Raw genomic sequence first — 19,686 nt, 5'->3', positions numbered from 1 at the left:
AAAACCTGCCTCTCTTTTATTGTATTTTATATGGTGCTAAATTACAAAGTTTTACATAGAACTTGCAACGTGGAACTTAGAACTAATGCGCCGTAGGCCACTAATTATGAGTTTTTCTTTTCTACATGTTCTTTGATTTTTTGCATAATAGCAGGTGCTTTTTTAATAGCATCCCCTATAGAAACTTTAACAATAGTCTTGTTCTTGAATCGATCTGTATTTTTAATGTCCATATCTTTTGTTAGAATAACAGCATCTGCTTCAGCTACATCACTAGCAGTCAATTCATTTTCGATACCGATTGATCCTTGTGTTTCTACTTTAACTTCCATACCTGCAGCTTTTGCTGCTTTTTCAATTGCTTCCGCAGCCATATACGTATGAGCTACACCTGATGGACAAGATGTAACAGCTATAATTTTCATTTTAAAACCTCCCTATATTATTCAAAGTCAATATCTAATTCATCGCCTAAGTCTTCTTGCGTATCGATAGGTAATTCACTCGCTGGTTTTTTAAGCGCGCTCACCATTAAAGCAGTAACGACAACACCTACAATAGTTGCAATAATATACCCAAAAATATTTTCAACTACAGGTAAAACAATCCAACCACCCCATGGAGCATGATTTGCCGCATTTAATAATAGGGATGTTACAGAGCCAGCAGCGCCACCAACCATAATAGAAGGGATTACTCTTAGTGGATCTGCTGCAGCAAAAGGTATAGCACCTTCTGTAATACCAATTAAGCCCATTATAATGGCTGCTTTTCCACTTTCTTTTTCTTCTGTAGTAAATTTCTTTGGTGCGATAAATGTAGCCAAAGCTAAACCAAGTGGAGGAGTACATATAGCTACACCAACAGCGGCCATAACTTGTGGATTTGTGGCAACTAAACCAACGGCAAAACCAAAGGCAACTTTATTTAGTGGACCACCCATATCAAAGGCAATCATAGAACCTAAGATGATTCCAAGAACAATCTTACTTGTACCAGACATTCCACTTAACCATGCTGTTAAAGCAGTCATTAGTGCTGCAATAGGAATTCCTAAAACCCATACAATTAATCCACCTACAACAAGAGTTCCCACTAAAGGAATGATGAAAATTGGCATGATAGAGCGCATAATTGGCGGAACTTTAATTCTTTTTAAATAGTATACTACAATACCTGCTAAGATACCTGCAAGCATACCACCAAGGAAACCTGCTCCAATAGAATTGGCAAGGTATGCGCCTATTGCACCAGGAGCGATACCAGGTCTATCTACCATAGAAAATGCAATAAATCCACCCATTATTGGAACAAATAGCGACATACCTCCTACACCGATATCCCAAATATCTTTTAAGATACCGCTTTCAGGAGCTGATGGAGTTCCTGACAACATAACGGAAAGAGCTAATAGTACACCACCGGCAACGACAAATGGCAACATGTAAGATACACCAGTAACTAAATGTTTTCGCGTATCTTTTAATAATTCTAACATTATAATTCCTCCTTTTATTCTTATACGGTGTAATACATCTTTTGTAACGCATTACACTTTTGCTTATATAAACTATTTAGGAAAACCTAAATAGCATATATTAAAATATGGTCTCTAATAGAGTAAGTAATTGATCTTCTTCTTTAATATTTAATAAATCATTACGAAAATCTTCATTCATAAGTTTTCTAGATAGAGCAGCTAGTATCTTTAAGTGTTCATTAGACTCAGAATCTTTAGGAACAGCTAATAAAAATACCATATTAACAGGTTCGCCGTCTAATGATTGCCACTCAATGCCACCATTTAATCTGCCAAAGGCTACTGTAGGTACTTTAACAGCATCACATTTTCCATGAGGGATGGCAATGCCGAAACCAATACCTGTTGTACAAAGATTTTCTCTATTTAATACTTCTTCTGTATAACAGGAGGCATCGTTTAAGCGGCCTTCCGATTCCATAAGTGAGATGAGCTCTTTCATACAATATTCCTTAGTATCTGCATCTATGTCTAGTTTTATAAGGTTTTTATTAATAATTTTATCCATATCTATTCCCCTTAAAATTTTTTATAAATCTATTAATATCTGGTACAATACATCAATATTTTTTGTATTTCTTATTGTAATAAGCTGATTTTGATTATCTACTAATCCATGGAATTTTTTAAAAAAGTTTTTTGTTTCTTTGCTATTTTCAAAATGCAAAGCTAGATAGAAAATAATATCTACAGGATATCCTCCCCAATCAATGGGCTCATTTAAGATTATTACTGCAATAATTGGCCTATTAACGTAAGTATCTTTTCCATGTGGTATAGCAACACCATTTCCAACGGCTGTAGATGTTAATTTTTCTCTCGATAGAGCAGATATTGTAAATTCTTCGGTAACATATCCCTCTTTATTGAGCATATCTCCTATCTCTTTAATCACTTCTATCCTTGAGGAGAAAGATTCCTGTAAAAAGATAAACTTTTTATTTAATAGTGAAGAGATACTATACTTATTATTATCCCGTTTCTCACTACTCAAATCATTTATTTTTTGAAGAATTAACGAAATATCATTTTCATCTACGAATACACTGATAGAAACTACTGGCTTATCTTTTTCAGGAATAGGAATCGTGCTTATGATGATATCATATTTATTTTGCTCATAACTTGTCAGCTCATGTAAGGAGCTCACACCTATAATTTCAATGTTCTTAATTCGATTTTTTAATCGAGACACAACTAATTGAGAGGTGCCTACACCAGTAGAGCAAACAACAATAGCACGATAATTTGATTTACTTCTTTCAAGAGCAGCACCTATATGAATGGCAATATAACCAATTTCTTCTTCTGTTATTTGAATATTAAAACGTCTTTCAAAGATAATGCTAGTAGCCCAACAAGCACCAAAGACACTAGGATATTTTTCTTTTATCTGATCTAATAAGGGATTTCTTAAAGAAAGTCCATACTTTAGCCGATTAACAGCTGTTTTTAAATGTAAGCTCAAACCAATCAGTAAACTTTTGTCATCACTTAACGGAACAGAAAGAATATTTGCTACTAAACCAATAATTTCTTTTGTTGCATCAAGTATAGAAGAGTCTATGTCATTTAGAATGGACTCTTTATTATTTCCTATATCAATTACCTCCATAGGTTTAGCTCCTATAATATGAAGGGCGATATAAGCTATTTCAGATTCAGGAATTTTTATGTGTATTTCTTTTTCCAATCTCATTCCAATCCATGCTGCTACAGGGTATTCCTTTTTTTTCTTAATATCCTCAAGATTGTTTGATGGCATTTTGATATCTTTTTTTTGCTTTAGTCTTTCTATGCTTATGGCTATGTGGATGACTAGCCCAGTAAAAGCCTCGTCTGAAAGTGGAGAGGAAAGCTGACTTTCTGCTTCCGTAATAATTTTTTCGATTTTTGTTAACTCAATTTGAGGAATTAAGTCTTTTATATTGTTGCTGTCTTGAATATTTAATCTATTATTACCTATAGGATCGTCGGATTTCATTAAGATATCTTTTAATTCTTGCTCTTCTTTTATTTGGGCGATTAGATCACTAGCAGCTTTTCTCCAGTTTTTTTCATCGCCATCAATAGAGATCCCCTGATTCTTTTTTTTGACTAAGGATAGATTGTATTTTTCTAATCTTTTATCAACCGCTTCCAAGTCTTTGCTGATTGTGACCCTGCTTACAATTAAATTATCTGCAAGGGATTGTAAAGATACTGGATGGAAGGATTGAATCAATTTTTTTATAATAAATCTCTGTCTTTCTTCACTAGAATAAGGCTCAAGATAGATGCTTCGATAATTGACTAGCTTTTCTAAACTTTGTCTGCCTTGTTCATCGTATTCAAACCAAATACCAATACGTGGTTTTTTGATGATTTTTATTTCGCCTTGAAGAGTGTTAAGATAGGTTTCTAATTTATCTAAATCATTTCTCACAGTTCGATTTGAAACACTTAATTTACTAGCTAGTTGATTAATTGTAATAGCACCATCTTCTTTAGAGAAGAGTATTTGCAATAACTTTTCAACTCTGCTATCAATTTGCTTATTTATGATACAACACCTCACTAATACTTTATAGATTTATGCAACAATCATTGTATTTGTTGTATCATTTATACAATGAAAGGATACTACAAAAGCCTTGATTTATCAAGGCTTTTGGGTGTATAAAAGGGTGCAACATTAATGTGGCAAAACTTTATTTATCCCCCAATTTGAACTTTAAATCCATTGGTTACAAATAGGTCTTTTGCATGATTAATTTCTTGTTGAGATAATAATCTTAAATTTTCTAGGCTGTATTCTCTTCCAGTGCCCTTGTATTTAGAACTTCCATATTGGTGAAAGGGCAATAGGTGAACATAATTTATTTCGCACTCCTTTAAGAAATCAATAATCTGGAGGAGATTGTCTTCTTTTGCAGTAAAGGTAGGAATTAAAGGCACTCTGGGAATAACATTAGCTCCTTTAGCTGCTAGTTTAGAAAAATTACTCTTTACTAAACTACCGTCTCCCTTAATAATATCTTTAAAATCTTTATCATCCATAATTTTAAGATCAAAGAGAATTTCATCAAGAAAATCGCTAAGTTGGTCTAATATTTTCCAGCTACCATGACCGCTAGTTTCTATGGCTGTATGAATACCAAGTGACTTTAATTTTTTTAACAACTCTAATGCAAACTCTCCTTGAAGCAAAACTTCTCCTCCTGAAAGAGTTACGCCACCACCACTTGTATCATAGAATACCATATCTTTTTTTACTTCCTCTACTACCTCATCTATGGTCATCTCTTGTCCAACCCATTCTAAAGCATTGGTTGGACAAAACTCTGGCGTCTCCTTGCAACTAGCTGCATTTTTACTAACACATGAAATACACAAAGATTCTTTACGTATAATTTCTTTTTGGGCACTTTGTGATTCAGGATTAGCGCACCATGGGCAGCGAAGAGGGCAGCCTTTAAAAAAGATAATAGTACGGATTCCTTCTCCATCATGAATACTATACCGCTGTATATTAAATATTAAAGCCTTAATAATCATCACCCCTTATATACCGTGTTCTGTACGACTGATAATATCATTCTGTATTGCCTCATTGAGTTCTACAAATATAGCACTGTAACCAGCTACTCGTATAACTAAATCTTTGTAATCGTGAGGATTTTTTTGTGCTTCACGTAAAGTGTCAGCAGATACGATATTGAACTGAATATGCTGTATTTTTAATCTCATAAAAGCTTTTAAATAGTTGACAAATTTACGTAATCCAGCTTCTCCCTCTAATACGGAAGGACTAAACTTTACATTTAACAAACTACCATTAGTGGTAAGATAATTGTCTAATTTGCTTACACTTTTTAATACAGAAGTAGGACCATTTTTATCTCGACCTACCATAGGTGACAAACCACCATCAGCTAATTGTTCTTTTGAATGTCTTCCATCCGGAGTTGCCCCAACGGATTCTCCAAGGGGGATATGGGCAGATACGGTGTAGGAGCCTGGTTGAAATATACCTCCCCGAACATTGTCATATTTTTCAACTTCCATACAGTAGAATGAAAGAATATCGCTACCAAGATAATCTACTTCATCTATATCATTTCCATATTTATCGTATTTATTGATAAATCTTTGCCTTAAAATTTCATTATCTTCATAATCTTCTTTTAAAATAGATTGAAGCTCTTTTAAGCTTATAGATCGATCTTCAAAGACTGCTTTTTTTATGACATATAAAGAGTCGCTTAAATTACCGATGCCGATACCTTGAACACCTGAAAAATTATAAACAGCTCCTCCAGTAGATACATCACTGCCGTTCATTATGCAATCATCAATAAAACAAGATAATAGTGGTGTAGGTGCTAATTCACCATGTGCTTCGTCACATATATTGGATCCTTCAACCATGTACACAACATATTCTCTAATAGTCTTTTTAATTTCTTCTATTAGTTGATCAAAAGAATCAATTGTATCTATATGTCTATCTAGAGTTACTTCAAGTACTTTAAGTAGGTTAAATAAAGCGATATCGTGTAAACCATACGTTTTTCCTGGTAAAGAAAGCTCAACACATCCTACTACAGCATAATCTCTAGCATCTTCTAAAGAAACACCTCTGTTAAGGTATCCAGGTATAATAACTTCGTCATTAAAAATTTGTGGTATACCTGTACCTAATCGGATGGTTTCTGCTGACTTCATCATAAATTCGGCAGGTGATTTTTCATGAATTCGTACACCTAAATTTGGCTGAGGTAAACGGATATCTCCAAAAGTTTCTAATACGATATAACTTAATTCATTGGTAGCATCTCGTCCATTAGCATCTACACCACCTAAAATAATCGTATATCCTGTTGGGAAACCAGCAAAGTATTTTGCACTATCTTCGCTACGAAGTAAAACCACATCGTTCATCTTTAACCATAGACATCTCAAGAGCTCTCTACAAAATGCTTCATCTACTCCATCGGCTAAAGATTGTCGGTAAAAAGAAATCATATATTGATCAAATCGACCAGATGAAATAGAGCTCGCATTGGATTCAAATTGTAGGGCTAGATTTACAAGCCAGAACAATTGAAGAGCCTCATAAAATGAATGGGGTTTTTCGTGAGCAACTTTTTGGCAAATATCACGAATCGTTGCTAATTCACTTTTACGCATTTCATCTTTTTCATTCACATATAATTCTTCTGCAAGATTTGCATAGCGAATAATATATGATTGCAACGCCTCTAATGTTATTACTGCTGCCTTAAGAAAATCATTGCTCTGATCCTTATTTAATGAGCTTTTTGCTTCATCAATTATAGCATCTATACCATTGTATAAAACTTTACTGAAGTTTGGAATAATATGTCCTTGACCTTTGTCCGTTTGATTGATTTTTACAATGCCATCTTTAATTGAGGTTTTCACGTCGTCAGACATTTTTTCATCTACATAGTTCTTTAGAGATTTACCATCCCAATAAGGGAACAATTCCTCTTTGAATTTTACTTTATCTTCTTCATTAAATATAAATTTGTCTTGAGGGCGAGAATACATAGTATCGATCTCTTCTAAAATCCAATAAGGTGACATTTCTGGGGATGCAATACCACTTCTTGGTCTTATTGTTCGATCGCCTACAATAAGCTCATAAGAATCGATTTTAATTTCTACATTTTCCAATATATATTTCGTAGCATGTGCTCTTCTTAGAACACTAGGCATACCTGCAGTTTGCTTATAACTTTCTGTATATAATGTAGCTCTTTCTAAAGATATTTCTCTAGTAGGATTGAGTAAGTTATCTTTTAAAATCTTAATTCGTTTGCTAATATTCATACTATCACCTCTAAGTATTGTTTTTTATTATTGTATATTATTTTTTATTACTTTTCAATAGTTTATTATTGATTTTTCGTGAAAAGTGTTTATAATTATATTTAGTATAAGAAAATAGGAGATTTTTATGTTTGCACAAGAGAGATTAGATATGATTATCCAATTATTACATGAAGAAGGAAAAGTCAAAGTAAAAGATTTAAGCAAGCGATTTGAATTATCAGAAGATGCTATTCGCAAAGATTTAAAAATCTTAGAAAAACAAGGGGTTATGGAGCGTATATATGGCGGTGGAATGTTGAAAAAGAAAATCCCCAAATTTCAGGATGTAGGTGAAAGGAATCAAACAGATAGTCTTGATAAAAGAAGGATTGCCACAAAAGCTCTTAAGATGTTAAATGAGAGGGAAACAATTTTATTAGATATATCCTCGATTAATCTTATCCTTGCAGAGATGATTAAAGAGTCTGATTTAGAAATAACAGTCCTATCCAATAGTATCGATATTCTTTATATTTTATCAAAGAGTACAAAAGCTACAGTCATTTCACCTGGTGGAATGTATTTTAGACAAGCTGGTGGATTTGTAGGAAGTGAAACCATTAATTCTATCAAAAAATATAATGTACAAAAAGTATTTATTGGAAGTTGTGGAGTAGATCTAGATGCGAAAAGCATTACTACATTTAATGTAGAAGATGGGAATACTAAAAGTGCCTTTATCCAATGTGCAAAAGAAGTATATTTAGTAATGGAAAATAAGAAATTCAATTATGATGGTATCTACAAATTTGATTCTATTGATCATGTAGATGGAATCATAACGGAAGGTAAACCTATTGAAGTAATTAGTAAAAAGTTAAATAAGTATAAGATCAATATTATATGAAAGGGGCTACTCTATTGATTATCACAGTAACACTAAATCCAGCAATAGATAAGACAATTTATTTAAAAAATTATCATCATGGTCAAGTGAATATTATTGATAAAACGATTCTTGATCCAGGAGGTAAGGGGATCAATGTCTCAAAGGTTTTGAACAGTTTTTCATGTTCATATATATCTTTAGGATTTACTGGTGGAATGGATGGAAAGATATTAGAACAGCATTTATCGGATGCAGGTATTCAATACAAATTTACACCTGTAAAAGCCAATACAAGAACGAATACAAAAATGATAGAAAGTTCAACAGGCAAAACTACAGATCTTAACGAACAGGGCGATGAGATTTCCCTTGAAGAATTAAACAGATTTATAGATGGATATAGGGAGATTGTAAAAGATGGAGATACTGTCGTTTTAAGTGGTAGTGCACCAAAGGGAATTCCACAAAATATTTACTACCAGCTTTGTGAAATAGCTCTTCAGGTAGGAGCAAAGGTTATTTTAGATTCTAAAGGTCCTTTGCTTAAAGAGGCGCTAAAATCTAGTGTTTTTTTAATTAAACCTAATGTAGAAGAGCTTGAAAGTTTATCAGAGAAACCTTTTGATCATTTTGATGAAATAGTTGATTACTGTAATGAATTAATCTCAAATAATGTAGAATATATTTGCCTTTCTATGGGCTCCGAAGGAGCATTATTAATCGGTAAGGACCTGTTTTTACAGGCAAAAGTACCAACGGTAGAAGCAAAGAGTACAGTAGGAGCAGGTGACAGCTTATTAGGTGCAATGATTGGGTATTTAAGTAGTGGATATAGTATGAAAGAATCCTTTGCTTATGGCGTTTCAGCCTCTGTACTAGCTGTATCCAAAGAAGGAACAAAAGCTCCTACTATGGATGAAATTGAAGAATTTGTTCATAAAATAAAGATTATTGACATGAAAGTAAAAAAATAATAATCAAGAATACATTTTTATAATATTCTGAGCTGCCTCTTTTTTTGAAATACAATTATTCATAGCACTTCTTTCTAAGTAATGATGCGCATCTGGCTCAGTCATTTTAAGTTTGCTGATAAGTAAAAATTTTGCACGGTTGATAATGCGGATTTCTTCCATACGTTTGTCAATGGAAAGTGTTTTCTGTTCAAGCTTTCTAAGTCTTTCTCTGGCACTGGACATCCAGTTCAATCCCTGAATCATTGTCGTACGGGAGGTTGGCTTAGGTAAGGTAAACACACCATGCTCCGCAACTTTGTCATGAACTTCGGAATGAACATCATTTTTAACAAGTATGAGAACGACCGTGGTTTGAGAACGACAGCAGTCAATAGCAAAGCGAGTGCCAGACTCATCAGGCAAAGGAGAGTTGATAATTACAAAATCAAAATCCCTGGTAGCAATATATCTCTTGGCTTCGCTAACGCTTGTTGCAATGCGCACCGGCTGATACTGTGAAGTTGGGAACATTCCAGCAATTGCAGTGTTGAAGCTTTCCGAACAAGACACCAGAAGTACGCTGTAAACTTGTTCTTTCAAACTCATATGCTCCCCTCCTTCCTCATAAAGTATGATTATTTATTGCAGTAAATTTCCAAAATAGCCTTGGGTATATGCTCGTTGATAAATTCGCTTTGATCTGCAAGAGTGCGCGCTGCCTCAAGAGTGTCTGGTAACTGCTGAAATTTATCAAAAGTTTCAGCGCTTGCTTTGAAAAGATTAAAATCGGAAGCCCTCGGCAATTTAAGCTGATTTTTGATACCATAGAGCCCTACATAAATTATCAAGGTAAAAGCAAGATAGGGGTTAGCAGTAGGATCGGGAGAACGCAATTCTGCTCTTCGATATTCGCCGACCGCTGCTGGAATTCGGACAAGCGGGCTTCTGTTTTCGTTTGACCATGAGATGTATTTGGGCGCTTTGTTGTTTCCAAAACGCATATAAGAGTCCGGCGTTGGGTTAAGAAAGGCAGTCATCTCCACTGCTTTATCCAACACTCCTGCAATTACAAAGGGCAGATTATCTGAACCATCAACGGATTTAACGGACATATTGATATGGAATCCGTTTCCTGGTTGATCCTTCAGTGGTTTAGGAGAAAAATCGGCGTGGAGACCGTTTTGATGAGCTATGGTCTTAACAACTGTTTGAAATGTCATAACATTGTCAGCTGCTGTAAGGGGATCGGAATAACGAAAATCAATTTCATTTTGTCCAGGACCTTCCTCGTGATGGGAGCTTTCTGGACGGATACCCATTTGCTCAAGTGTCAGACAAATTTCACGGCGAATATTTTCACCTTTATCCTCTGGTGCAATATCCATATATCCGGCTTCATCGTAAGGAACATCTGTAGGTTTGCCGTTTTGGTCTAAATTGAAGAGATAAAATTCCTGTTCAGCACCAAAGAAGAATGAAATTCCAGCGTCTGCTGCATCTTTGATAGCCTTCTTCAAAAGATTACGCGTATCACATTCAGAAATCTTTCCAGAAGGATAGATGACATTGCTGAACATACGGACAACCTTTCCGTGTTCAGGGCGCCAAGGCAGAAGCATCAAGGTTTCACTATCTGGCTTAAGTAAAAGATCAGAATGGGTTTCATCCCCATAGCCTTCGACAGACGAGGCGTCGAAAGCAATTCCGTATTCAAAAGCACGGGCCAGTTCCCGTGGCATAATAGAAATATTTTTTTGTTTTCCGAAAACATCGCAGAACGCCAATCGGATGAACTTTACATCATCCTCATTGACATACTGTATTACCTCTTCCTTTGAATACTTCATAACGATACCCCTTTCTTTTAATTGCCACATACATTCGCTTGTAATTAAAGCTAGTGGTATTTAATAACATATAATTATACCATATATCTAAGATTATTTACATTTTATTGAATAAAATGTAAAGCAATCCCATGAAAACTCATTGTAAAAGTAAAATAATCTCCTTTTAGCTAACCAGCTCGCCAGTCTAAGTTCGTCTCGTAAATAGGGGTTGATAAAGTTTTTTTCATAGTGTATAATGTCTTTCATAAAGGCAAAGGCGTCTTTCAATTTATGTTGAAAGGCGCCTTTTTATCTTTTTTGAATCAAAAGAGAAGAAAAATATATCAGAAAGTTTCGACAATCTTGTTTTCAACGGATACCTGAATGAATCTGCTTTCACCGTCTGGCTATTATGGGCTACATCCAGCTGGATACCCAACAAAACACGAGAAGGCCGCGATATAGACAATTCATATGCCGATTTTTAGCGAGCTACGGTGGTGGCGGAAAATAAACAGAAAGAGGTACAGTATGGAAAAACGAAAACTTATGTATGAAGGAAAAGCCAAGAAGGTTTTTGAAACCGACAATCTAGAACTTTTAATTGTCTCCTATAAGGACGATGCCACCGCTTTTAACGGTCTGAAAAAAGGAAGTATTTCTGGCAAAGGAATCATCAATAACAAAATGAGCAATCTTCTTATGCAACGCTTAGAAAAGAACGGCGTTCCGACACATTTTGTCGAGGAAATCAACGACCGTGAAACGGTGGTAAAGAAAGTAACCATACTTCCGTTAGAGATTATTATAAGAAATATTTCAGCAGGTTCGTTTTCAAAAAGATACGGTGTAGAAGAAGGCATCACTTTTGAAACACCTACCATTGAGTTCTCTTATAAAAACGATGAACTCGGTGATCCTCTTCTGAATAGCTACCACGCTATTGCTTTGGGACTTTGTAGTAAGGAAGAAATTAAAATCGTAAAGAAATATGCCTTTGCTGTAAATAAATATCTGAAAGCATTTTGGGCGAGCTGTGGCGTTATTCTGGTGGATTTTAAAATTGAATTCGGAAAACTATCCGACGGCACTATTATTCTCGCTGATGAAATCAGCCCCGATACTTGTCGCCTTTGGGACAGCAAGACAAAAGAAAAATTAGATAAGGATAGATTCCGCCGTGATCTCGGAGGAACGGAAGAGGCCTACGCTGAGGTAATGAAAAAGCTTTGTGGGCATATAAGGGAGGATATATAATGTCAAATTGTGCAATAGTCGGTATCAACTGGGGAGATGAAGGAAAAGGTCGAATGGTAGACCTGTTAACCGAAGACTATGATGTTGTTGTAAGATATCAGGGTGGTGGCAATGCTGGTCATACGGTTATTAATGATAAAGGCAAGTTTGCTCTAAATCTTCTTCCGTCTGGCATTTTTAGAGATGGTGTTGTAAATGTTTTGGGCAACGGTGTGGCGCTTGATCCCGAAAATCTGTGGCTTGAAATATGTCGAGTGGCTGATAAAGGCGTAACGATCAACAGAAACAATCTAAAAATCAGTGACAGAGCTTCTCTTCTACTTCCGTGGCATAGAGAAATGGATGAACTGGAGGAACAGCGGCTCAAGGACAAAATGTATGGCTCTACCAAGCAAGGTATTGCTCCGTTTTATTCGGACAAATATCAGAAGAAAACCGTACTTGCGGGTGAGCTTTTCTATGCAAAGGAATTGAAAGAGCATCTGATTGATCTTATGGAATGGAAAAATCTAACGCTTACAAAAGTATACGGTGCAAGACCGTACACCGAGCAGATGTTAGACGAATGGATAACGGCGTATTGTGAAAAAATCAAGCCCTTTATCTGTGACACCAGTGCTTTTTTGAAAAATGCTGCCAAGGATTGCAAGAAAATACTGTTTGAAGCGCAGCTCGGATCGCTTCGGGATTTGGATTATGGTATACACCCATATACTACCTCTTCCAACACAATAGCGGCGTATGCGCCCATTGGTTCCGGTTTTCCTGGTGCTAAAATTGACAGAATCCTCGGTGTTGTAAAAGCGTATTCTACCTGTGTTGGTGAAGGGCCCTTCGTCTGCGAAATGTTCGGAGAGGAAGCAGAGAGGCTTCGTAATGCAGGAGGCGAGTACGGAGCAAAAACAGGTAGACCTCGAAGAGTCGGCGCACTTGATATAGTAGCAACCTCCTACGGTATTGAGGTACAGGCAGCCACTGAAATCGCACTGACGAAGTTAGATATACTCAGCAATATGGATAAAATTCCAGTATGCACTGCATACACTCTCAACGGAGAAAGGATAAACCGTTTTCCGTTTCCGTCTGCACTAAAAAACGCAAAGCCGGTCATTGAATATCTTGACGGCTGGATGTGTGATATATCTAAAGTCCGTGAATGGGAGAGACTCCCGAGGGCAGCACAGGAGTATGTACTATTTATTGAAAAATCTATCGGATGCCCTATAACATATGTTTCTGTGGGCCCTGAAAGAGATAGTATTATCATTAAGACAAAGGAGAACTAAATTTATGTCGAACCAATATGAATCACCATTATCTTCCCGATACGCCTCTGAGTTTATGCTGAAGCTGTTTTCTTCCGATACACGGTATCAAACCTGGCGTAAGCTCTGGGCATCCTTGGCAAAAGCTGAAAAGCAGATGGGCTTGGCGATTTCTGAAGAACAGGTGTCTGCACTGGAAACCCATATTGAAGACATTGACTATCAATGTGTAAAGAACCGTGAAGAGGAAGTCCGCCACGATGTAATGGCTCATGTTTATGCGTATGGGATAGCTGCCCCTATTGCCTCTGGAATTATTCATTTAGGTGCCACCAGTTGCTATGTTACCGATAATGCTGATTTAATTATTTATAGAGATGCTCTACGTTATTTGCGTTCAGAGCTTTTGAAGGTTTTAGCAAACCTTTCAGACTTTGCCGAAAAATATAAAAATATGCCCACACTTGGCTATACACATTATCAACCTGCACAGCTTGTCACCGTCGGTAAGCGGGCTACTCTTTGGATGCAGGATTATCTGAGCGATCTTGAAGAAATCGATTTTGTGCTGGGTAATATGAAATTTCTCGGTTGCCGGGGAACCACGGGAACCGAGGCGAGTTTCTTAGAACTTTTTGATGGTGATACCGAAAAAATAGATAAAATGAATGGCTTGATTGCCAATGATTTTGGCTTTGACAAATGCTTCGCTGTTTGCTCACAGACCTATCCACGAAAATTGGATAGCCGAATTTTGAACTGTCTTTCCTCAATAGCGCAAAGCTGTTACCGAATGGCAAATGACATCAGATTGCTCCAGCATGACAGACAGATAGAAGAACCCTTCGAAAAAAATCAAATAGGATCCTCTGCTATGGCATATAAACGAAATCCCATGCGCTGTGAGAGAATCTGCTCTCTTGCGAGATATTTAGTAGCAAACGCTTCAAATGCAGCAATGACAGCCTCCGTTCAATGGTTAGAAAGAACTCTTGACGATTCGGCAAACAGACGTATATCTATGCCGGAAGGCTTCTTATGTGCCGACGCTGTTCTCCGTTTGGCTCAAAATGTAACGGATGGACTTCATGTAAATGAGAAAATCGTTGAAAAAACAGTGAGCGAATATCTGCCCTTTATTGCAACCGAAAATCTGATGATGGAGGCGGTAAAGCGTGGCGGCGACCGTCAGCAGATTCATGAAATTATTCGCAAATGCTCTATGGAAGCTACAGCGGAAATGAAAAACGGCGGCGAGTGCAATCTCCTCAAATTATTAAGTGACGAGAAAGAATTTGGTCTTTCCGAAGCTGAAATGAAAGAACTTCTGGAGCCTAAAAAGTACATTGGAAGATGTGCCGAACAGGTTGAACGCTTTAATTCGGAGATAAAGCTCCTGATTTCGGATATTGACAGAGATACGGCGCAAATCACATTATAATATTATAAAGGTAGGTGGAAAATTGTGCAGGAAAAAATCCTTGTTTTGGATTTTGGCGGTCAATATAATCAACTGATTGCCCGAAGGGTTCGTGAGCATCATGTGTATGCAGAAATTAAGCCGTACAATAAGATCACGGTAGAAGAAATATGTAAAATCAGCTACAAAGGTATTATTTTTACCGGCGGACCCAATAGCGTATATGATAATGCGTCTCCCCATTATGATCCTGACATTTTAAATCTCGGTATTCCGATTTTAGGTATTTGCTACGGCAATCAGTTGATGGCATATATGGAGGGGGGTAAAATTTACAGTGCAGAAAACTCAAGTGAATACGGAAAAACCTCGGTTACAGTTTCAGAAAGTCCTTTGTTAAAAGATATTCCGAAAAACAGTATCTGCTGGATGAGCCACACGGATTACATCAAGGAAGCTCCTGTTGGGTTTTCTGTTATTGCTCGAACTGCTAAATGCCCCTGTGCCGCCATGAGCGATGAAAAACGCCGCTTATACGGTGTACAATTTCATCCGGAGGTCACTCATACACAATATGGCAAGGTTATGCTGTATAATTTTCTTTTTAGAATATGCGGCTGCAGCGGCAACTGGAAAATGGATCATTTCATTGATAAGGCTGTCGAGAAATACAAGACAGAGCTTGCCGGAAAGAAGGTGTTACTGGCTCTTTCCGGAGGCGTGGATTCCTCGGTAGCAGCCACCTTACTTTATAAGGCTATCGGCGAGGATTTGACTTGTGTATTCGTGGATCACGGATTATTACGTAAAAATGAGGGCGATTTCGTAGAAAACACCTTCAAGGGCAGATTTGGAATGAACTTTATCCGTGTAAATGCAGAGAGTCGTTTTTTAGAAAAGCTGGCCGGCATAACAGAGCCGGAACAAAAGCGAAAAATTATTGGCGAAGAATTTATCAGAGTATTTGAAGAAGAAGCAAAAAAGCTTGGCAAAATCAATGTTCTTGCCCAAGGAACAATTTATCCCGATGTGGTGGAAAGCGGCAAGGGTGATTCTGCTACGATTAAAAGTCATCATAATGTAGGCGGTCTTCCTGATGTTATTTCCTTTGATAGTATTGTTGAGCCCCTTGCAGATTTATTTAAGGATGAGGTAAGAGAGGTCGGCAATAAACTCGGATTGCCGAAAGAACTTGTATACAGACAGCCCTTTCCCGGTCCTGGTCTTGCTGTAAGGGTTATTGGTGAAATCACAAAGGAAAAATTAGATCAGCTCAGAGAGGCAGACGCCATCTTCTGCGAGGAAATCGCCAAGCATTCGTCAGAAGAGATGACAAACCAGTATTTTGCAGTTCTGACAGACCTTCATAGCGTTGGTGTAAAGGGAGATGCTAGAACCTACGGATATACGGTTGCCCTTCGTGCAGTTACCACAGATGATTTTATGACTGCCGAATGGACATGGCTTCCGTATGAATTGCTTGAAAGTGCAAGTTCAAGAATAACCAATGAAATAGAGCAAATTACACGGGTTGTTTATGATATCACATCAAAACCGCCGGCGACGGTGGAGTGGGAATGACGGAACGGATATTCAAGAGAACATCTGATTGCATATAAATATTAGGCGGAGAAAATTGTTGAAATCATCCGCGCGGATACGCTCGAATATTTGCGGGTAGAGGAGCTCTCAATCATAATTGGAAACAAGCGCTATCACAGCGCTTGTTTTGACGGATGCTATCCAACCTCCATCTCAAGCGATACACGAAAAGATTACTTTGAGCAGAAATTGTCCTCAAAGTCTTCTACTATTTTTCAATGTAATTTCTAAGAGTGCCAATTTTTTCAATCTTACATTCTACTACATCTCCAGCTTCCAATGTTCTCGGCGGATCAAATCCTAAACCAACACCTGCAGGAGTACCAGTCATAATGATATCTCCTGGGTATAAAGTAAGCCCTTTTGATAGATCATGGATGATAGTAGGAATATCAAAGATTAATTTAGAGGTATTAGAATTTTGTCTCACTTCCCCATTTATACTGCACGAAATATCTAATGAGGGTGGAAATGGAATATCCTCTTTAGAAACAATATAAGGACCTATGGAACAACAAGTATCCATGCTCTTTCCTTTAAACCACTGTATATGCTTTTTTTGTATATCTCTTACAGAAAAGTCGTTTCCAATGGTGTAGCCAAAAATATAGTCTTCAGCCTCTTCTTTAACAATATTTGTGCCCTTTTTTCCTATGATGATTGTGAGCTCAACTTCGTAATCTAGCTGATTTGTAAAGGATTTGTGACTGAGTATTATATCTTCTGGTCCCATACAGGGATAAGCTAATTTCGTGAAATAGATAGGCTCTTTTGGAACCATATTGTCTCCACCAGGTATGGATTTTATTTCATTAGCATGTTCTATATAATTTTTTCCAAGGCAAAACACATTCCTTCTTGGATAAGGAATAGGAGATAAAAGTACTATATCTTCTCTAGCTATAGTAGGAATATTTTTATCTTTTAAAATTTTGTGAATTTCCTCTTGCAGTTTGGAATTGTATTTTTCTATAAAGGAAATCATGTCTTTAGGGCAAGATTTCATCAAACTCTCTAATTTAACGACTTTATTAGAATCTATAATGGCTAGAAAATTCTCCTTTGTAGATTTCATTGATGCATTAGCAAAAATCATTTGTTCACCTCATTGATATAATTGAATGTTCTTTTAGTATATTAAAAGTACCTTTTGAACTGACAAAAAAGTTTGTAGCGCTTTATTTTGCTGAAGTAGACAGGTTCATTTTGTAAAGGTATACTAGGTATTATACAAAATATTTGGCAAATAATGAATAATAATGGCTATAAATAAAGTACAATACTTTTTAAAGTGTTAAATGTAATGTCTAAGGTGTAAAATAATCAATGAAAGAGATGCTTATTAGCTCTTACATGGCTGTAGTTATTTATTAGGCCATTTTAGAGTATAAATAAATTCTAATAGTGGAGAGGGATACATGAAGACAAGTATAAAGCAGTTATATCAAAATACCGAAAATTTTTCAGACAAGGATATCATCATCAATGGATGGATTCGAACAAATAGAGGATCAAAGCATTTTGGCTTTATTGAAGTCAATGATGGCACTTACTTTAAGGGAGTTCAAGTAGTGTATGAAGAAGATATAGATAATTTTTCTCAAATCAGTAAACTTACTATAGCTACGGCAATTACAGTAAGGGGTAAGTTTATACTCACTCCAGATAGCAAGCAGGCCTTCGAGATAAAGGCTGATGAGATCAAAATAGAGGCAAGTGCAGACTCTAGTTATCCTTTACAAAAGAAAAGGCATACTTTAGAGTATTTAAGAACGATTGCTCATTTAAGACCTAGAAGCAATACCTTTTCAGCTGTCTTCCGAGTTCGTAGTTTGGTTGCTTATGCTGTACATCAATTTTTTCAGGAGCGAGATTTTGTCTACACCCACACGCCTATTATAACGGCTAGTGATGCAGAAGGCGCAGGAGAAATGTTTCATGTCACTACTCTAGATTTAAAGAATCCTCCTAAAAATGAAAGAGGAGATATTGATTTTAGCAAAGATTTCTTTGATAAAGCCACTAATTTAACTGTTAGTGGCCAATTAGAAGCAGAAGCTTTTGCCTTAGCTTTTCAAAAGGTTTATACCTTTGGCCCTACTTTTAGAGCGGAAAATTCAAATACAGCTCGACATGCTGCAGAATTTTGGATGATCGAACCTGAAATCGCTTTTGCAGACTTAAATGACGATATGGAACTTGCAGAAGACATGATTAAATATGTAATTAATTATTTACTTGTCAATGCAGCAGAAGAAATGAATTTCTTTAATAGCTTTATCAATAAGGGATTATTAGATAAATTAAATAATATCGTAAACTCTGATTTTGCACATATTACCTATACAGAGGCAATCGACATATTAACAAAGGCTAAAAAAGAGTTCCAATACCCGGTTTCATGGGGAATGGATTTACAGACAGAACACGAGCGCTATATTGCAGAAGAGGTTTATAAAAAGCCTGTATTCGTAACAGATTATCCAAAAGACATCAAAGCTTTTTACATGCGCCTTAATGATGACGAAAAAACAGTAGCAGCTATGGACTTACTTGTACCTGGTGTAGGTGAAATCATAGGGGGAAGTCAAAGAGAAGAGAGGCATGATATACTACTAGAACGAATGAGCGCAGTAGGATTAAACTCTGAAGATTATTGGTGGTATTTAGAACTTAGAAAGTATGGTGGTGTAAAACATGCGGGTTTTGGACTTGGCTTTGAAAGAGCAATTATGTATATGACAGGCATGGAAAACATTCGAGACGTTCTACCATTCCCAAGAACAGTAGGAAATGCAGAGTTTTAACAAGAAGAGCGTCTGTGGCGCATTAGCAGCCAGCAATCAGCTATCAGAAATTCGTGTTCCTCTTGGGTCAAAGATCCTTCGCGAGCACCCAGGATGACTAAAGCAGTAGTTCGTGTTAAAAAGTAGAGTTTTCCTAACAAGGGATAAATCAGATATACATTTATATATCTGACAAACATATATCTGACAAGAAGTTACATCGTGAAGAAAAAAGTCTCCAATTTCATTGAAGTTGGAGACTTTTAAATTGTAGGCTTTAGCCTGTTGAGCCCTTAAGGGCGAAACATAAAACCACCCGCTA

General features: G+C 36.6%; 16 protein-coding genes. 7 read left to right on the top strand and 9 right to left on the bottom strand.

Annotated features, from left to right (window positions below):
• Positions 1–104: 104 nt before the first annotated feature.
• From Q7P22_RS13740 to Q7P22_RS13715, 6 genes are all read right to left on the bottom strand, one after another.
• Positions 105–425: a PTS fructose-like transporter subunit IIB gene (locus tag Q7P22_RS13740; protein WP_303864982.1), complete on the bottom strand. Its 321-nt coding sequence runs from the start codon at positions 423–425 to the stop codon at positions 105–107.
• A 17-nt stretch (positions 426–442) separates the two neighbouring features.
• The gene (locus tag Q7P22_RS13735) at positions 443–1,498 is read right to left on the bottom strand and encodes a PTS fructose transporter subunit EIIC (protein WP_303864981.1); all 1,056 of its coding nucleotides are present in this window, start codon (positions 1,496–1,498) and stop codon (positions 443–445) included.
• Positions 1,499–1,598: 100 nt separating this feature from the next.
• Positions 1,599–2,048: a PTS sugar transporter subunit IIA gene (locus Q7P22_RS13730; RefSeq protein WP_113921618.1), complete on the bottom strand. Its 450-nt coding sequence runs from the start codon at positions 2,046–2,048 to the stop codon at positions 1,599–1,601.
• Positions 2,049–2,069: 21 nt separating this feature from the next.
• The gene (locus Q7P22_RS13725; protein ID WP_303864980.1) at positions 2,070–4,097 is read right to left on the bottom strand and encodes a BglG family transcription antiterminator; all 2,028 of its coding nucleotides are present in this window, start codon (positions 4,095–4,097) and stop codon (positions 2,070–2,072) included.
• A gap of 137 nt (positions 4,098–4,234) precedes the next feature.
• Positions 4,235–5,077, bottom strand: a complete 843-nt coding sequence (locus Q7P22_RS13720) for a [formate-C-acetyltransferase]-activating enzyme (RefSeq protein WP_303864979.1) — start codon at positions 5,075–5,077, stop codon at positions 4,235–4,237.
• Between the two features lie 6 nt (positions 5,078–5,083).
• Positions 5,084–7,378 (bottom strand): formate C-acetyltransferase, encoded by a 2,295-nt coding sequence (locus Q7P22_RS13715; RefSeq protein ID WP_303864978.1) that lies wholly within the window; start codon positions 7,376–7,378, stop codon positions 5,084–5,086.
• 127 nt (positions 7,379–7,505) lie between these two features.
• On the opposite strand from Q7P22_RS13715, the gene Q7P22_RS13710 reads away from it, so the two are divergent.
• Together Q7P22_RS13710 and pfkB are read left to right on the top strand one after the other, a co-directional pair.
• Complete coding sequence (locus Q7P22_RS13710; protein ID WP_113921616.1) at positions 7,506–8,267, top strand: DeoR/GlpR family DNA-binding transcription regulator; 762 nt, start codon at positions 7,506–7,508, stop codon at positions 8,265–8,267.
• 14 nt (positions 8,268–8,281) lie between these two features.
• The gene (pfkB, locus tag Q7P22_RS13705) at positions 8,282–9,223 is read left to right on the top strand and encodes a 1-phosphofructokinase (protein WP_170128307.1); all 942 of its coding nucleotides are present in this window, start codon (positions 8,282–8,284) and stop codon (positions 9,221–9,223) included.
• A 3-nt stretch (positions 9,224–9,226) separates the two neighbouring features.
• Here the strand turns inward: pfkB and Q7P22_RS13700 are convergent, their stop codons facing one another.
• Both Q7P22_RS13700 and Q7P22_RS13695 read right to left on the bottom strand, forming a co-directional pair.
• Complete coding sequence (locus tag Q7P22_RS13700) at positions 9,227–9,811, bottom strand: ANTAR domain-containing response regulator (RefSeq protein WP_303864977.1); 585 nt, start codon at positions 9,809–9,811, stop codon at positions 9,227–9,229.
• 29 nt (positions 9,812–9,840) lie between these two features.
• A complete protein-coding gene (locus Q7P22_RS13695) occupies positions 9,841–11,052 on the bottom strand; it encodes a glutamine synthetase family protein (protein WP_303864976.1) in 1,212 nt (403 codons plus the stop codon).
• A gap of 513 nt (positions 11,053–11,565) precedes the next feature.
• Between Q7P22_RS13695 and purC the strand changes: the two genes are divergently transcribed.
• Genes purC through guaA form a run of 4 tightly spaced genes read left to right on the top strand, consistent with a single transcriptional unit; the run spans position 11,566 to position 16,557 of the window.
• A complete protein-coding gene (purC, locus tag Q7P22_RS13690; RefSeq protein WP_113921612.1) occupies positions 11,566–12,291 on the top strand; it encodes a phosphoribosylaminoimidazolesuccinocarboxamide synthase in 726 nt (241 codons plus the stop codon).
• Positions 12,291–13,577, top strand: a complete 1,287-nt coding sequence (locus tag Q7P22_RS13685) for an adenylosuccinate synthase (RefSeq protein ID WP_113921611.1) — start codon at positions 12,291–12,293, stop codon at positions 13,575–13,577. The genes purC and Q7P22_RS13685 overlap by 1 nt, the downstream gene beginning before the upstream one ends.
• Before the next feature lie 4 nt (positions 13,578–13,581).
• Positions 13,582–14,997: an adenylosuccinate lyase gene (purB, locus tag Q7P22_RS13680; RefSeq protein WP_113921610.1), complete on the top strand. Its 1,416-nt coding sequence runs from the start codon at positions 13,582–13,584 to the stop codon at positions 14,995–14,997.
• A 21-nt stretch (positions 14,998–15,018) separates the two neighbouring features.
• Entirely contained in the window at positions 15,019–16,557 is a 1,539-nt protein-coding gene (guaA, locus tag Q7P22_RS13675; protein WP_113921609.1) for a glutamine-hydrolyzing GMP synthase, read from the top strand.
• Positions 16,558–16,786: 229 nt separating this feature from the next.
• Here the strand turns inward: guaA and Q7P22_RS13670 are convergent, their stop codons facing one another.
• Positions 16,787–17,674: a fumarylacetoacetate hydrolase family protein gene (locus Q7P22_RS13670; protein ID WP_187387084.1), complete on the bottom strand. Its 888-nt coding sequence runs from the start codon at positions 17,672–17,674 to the stop codon at positions 16,787–16,789.
• Positions 17,675–17,996: 322 nt separating this feature from the next.
• Between Q7P22_RS13670 and asnS the strand changes: the two genes are divergently transcribed.
• Entirely contained in the window at positions 17,997–19,385 is a 1,389-nt protein-coding gene (asnS, locus tag Q7P22_RS13665) for an asparagine--tRNA ligase (RefSeq protein ID WP_113921608.1), read from the top strand.
• Positions 19,386–19,686 lie beyond the last annotated feature (301 nt).

Origin of the sequence: Alkalibaculum bacchi, from assembly GCF_937875145.1 — a bacterium.
Classification (GTDB): domain Bacteria; phylum Bacillota; class Clostridia; order Eubacteriales; family Alkalibacteraceae; genus Alkalibaculum; species Alkalibaculum bacchi_A.
Note: the sequence above shows the minus strand (reverse complement) of the source record. Positions and strands in the feature narration are given on the sequence as shown.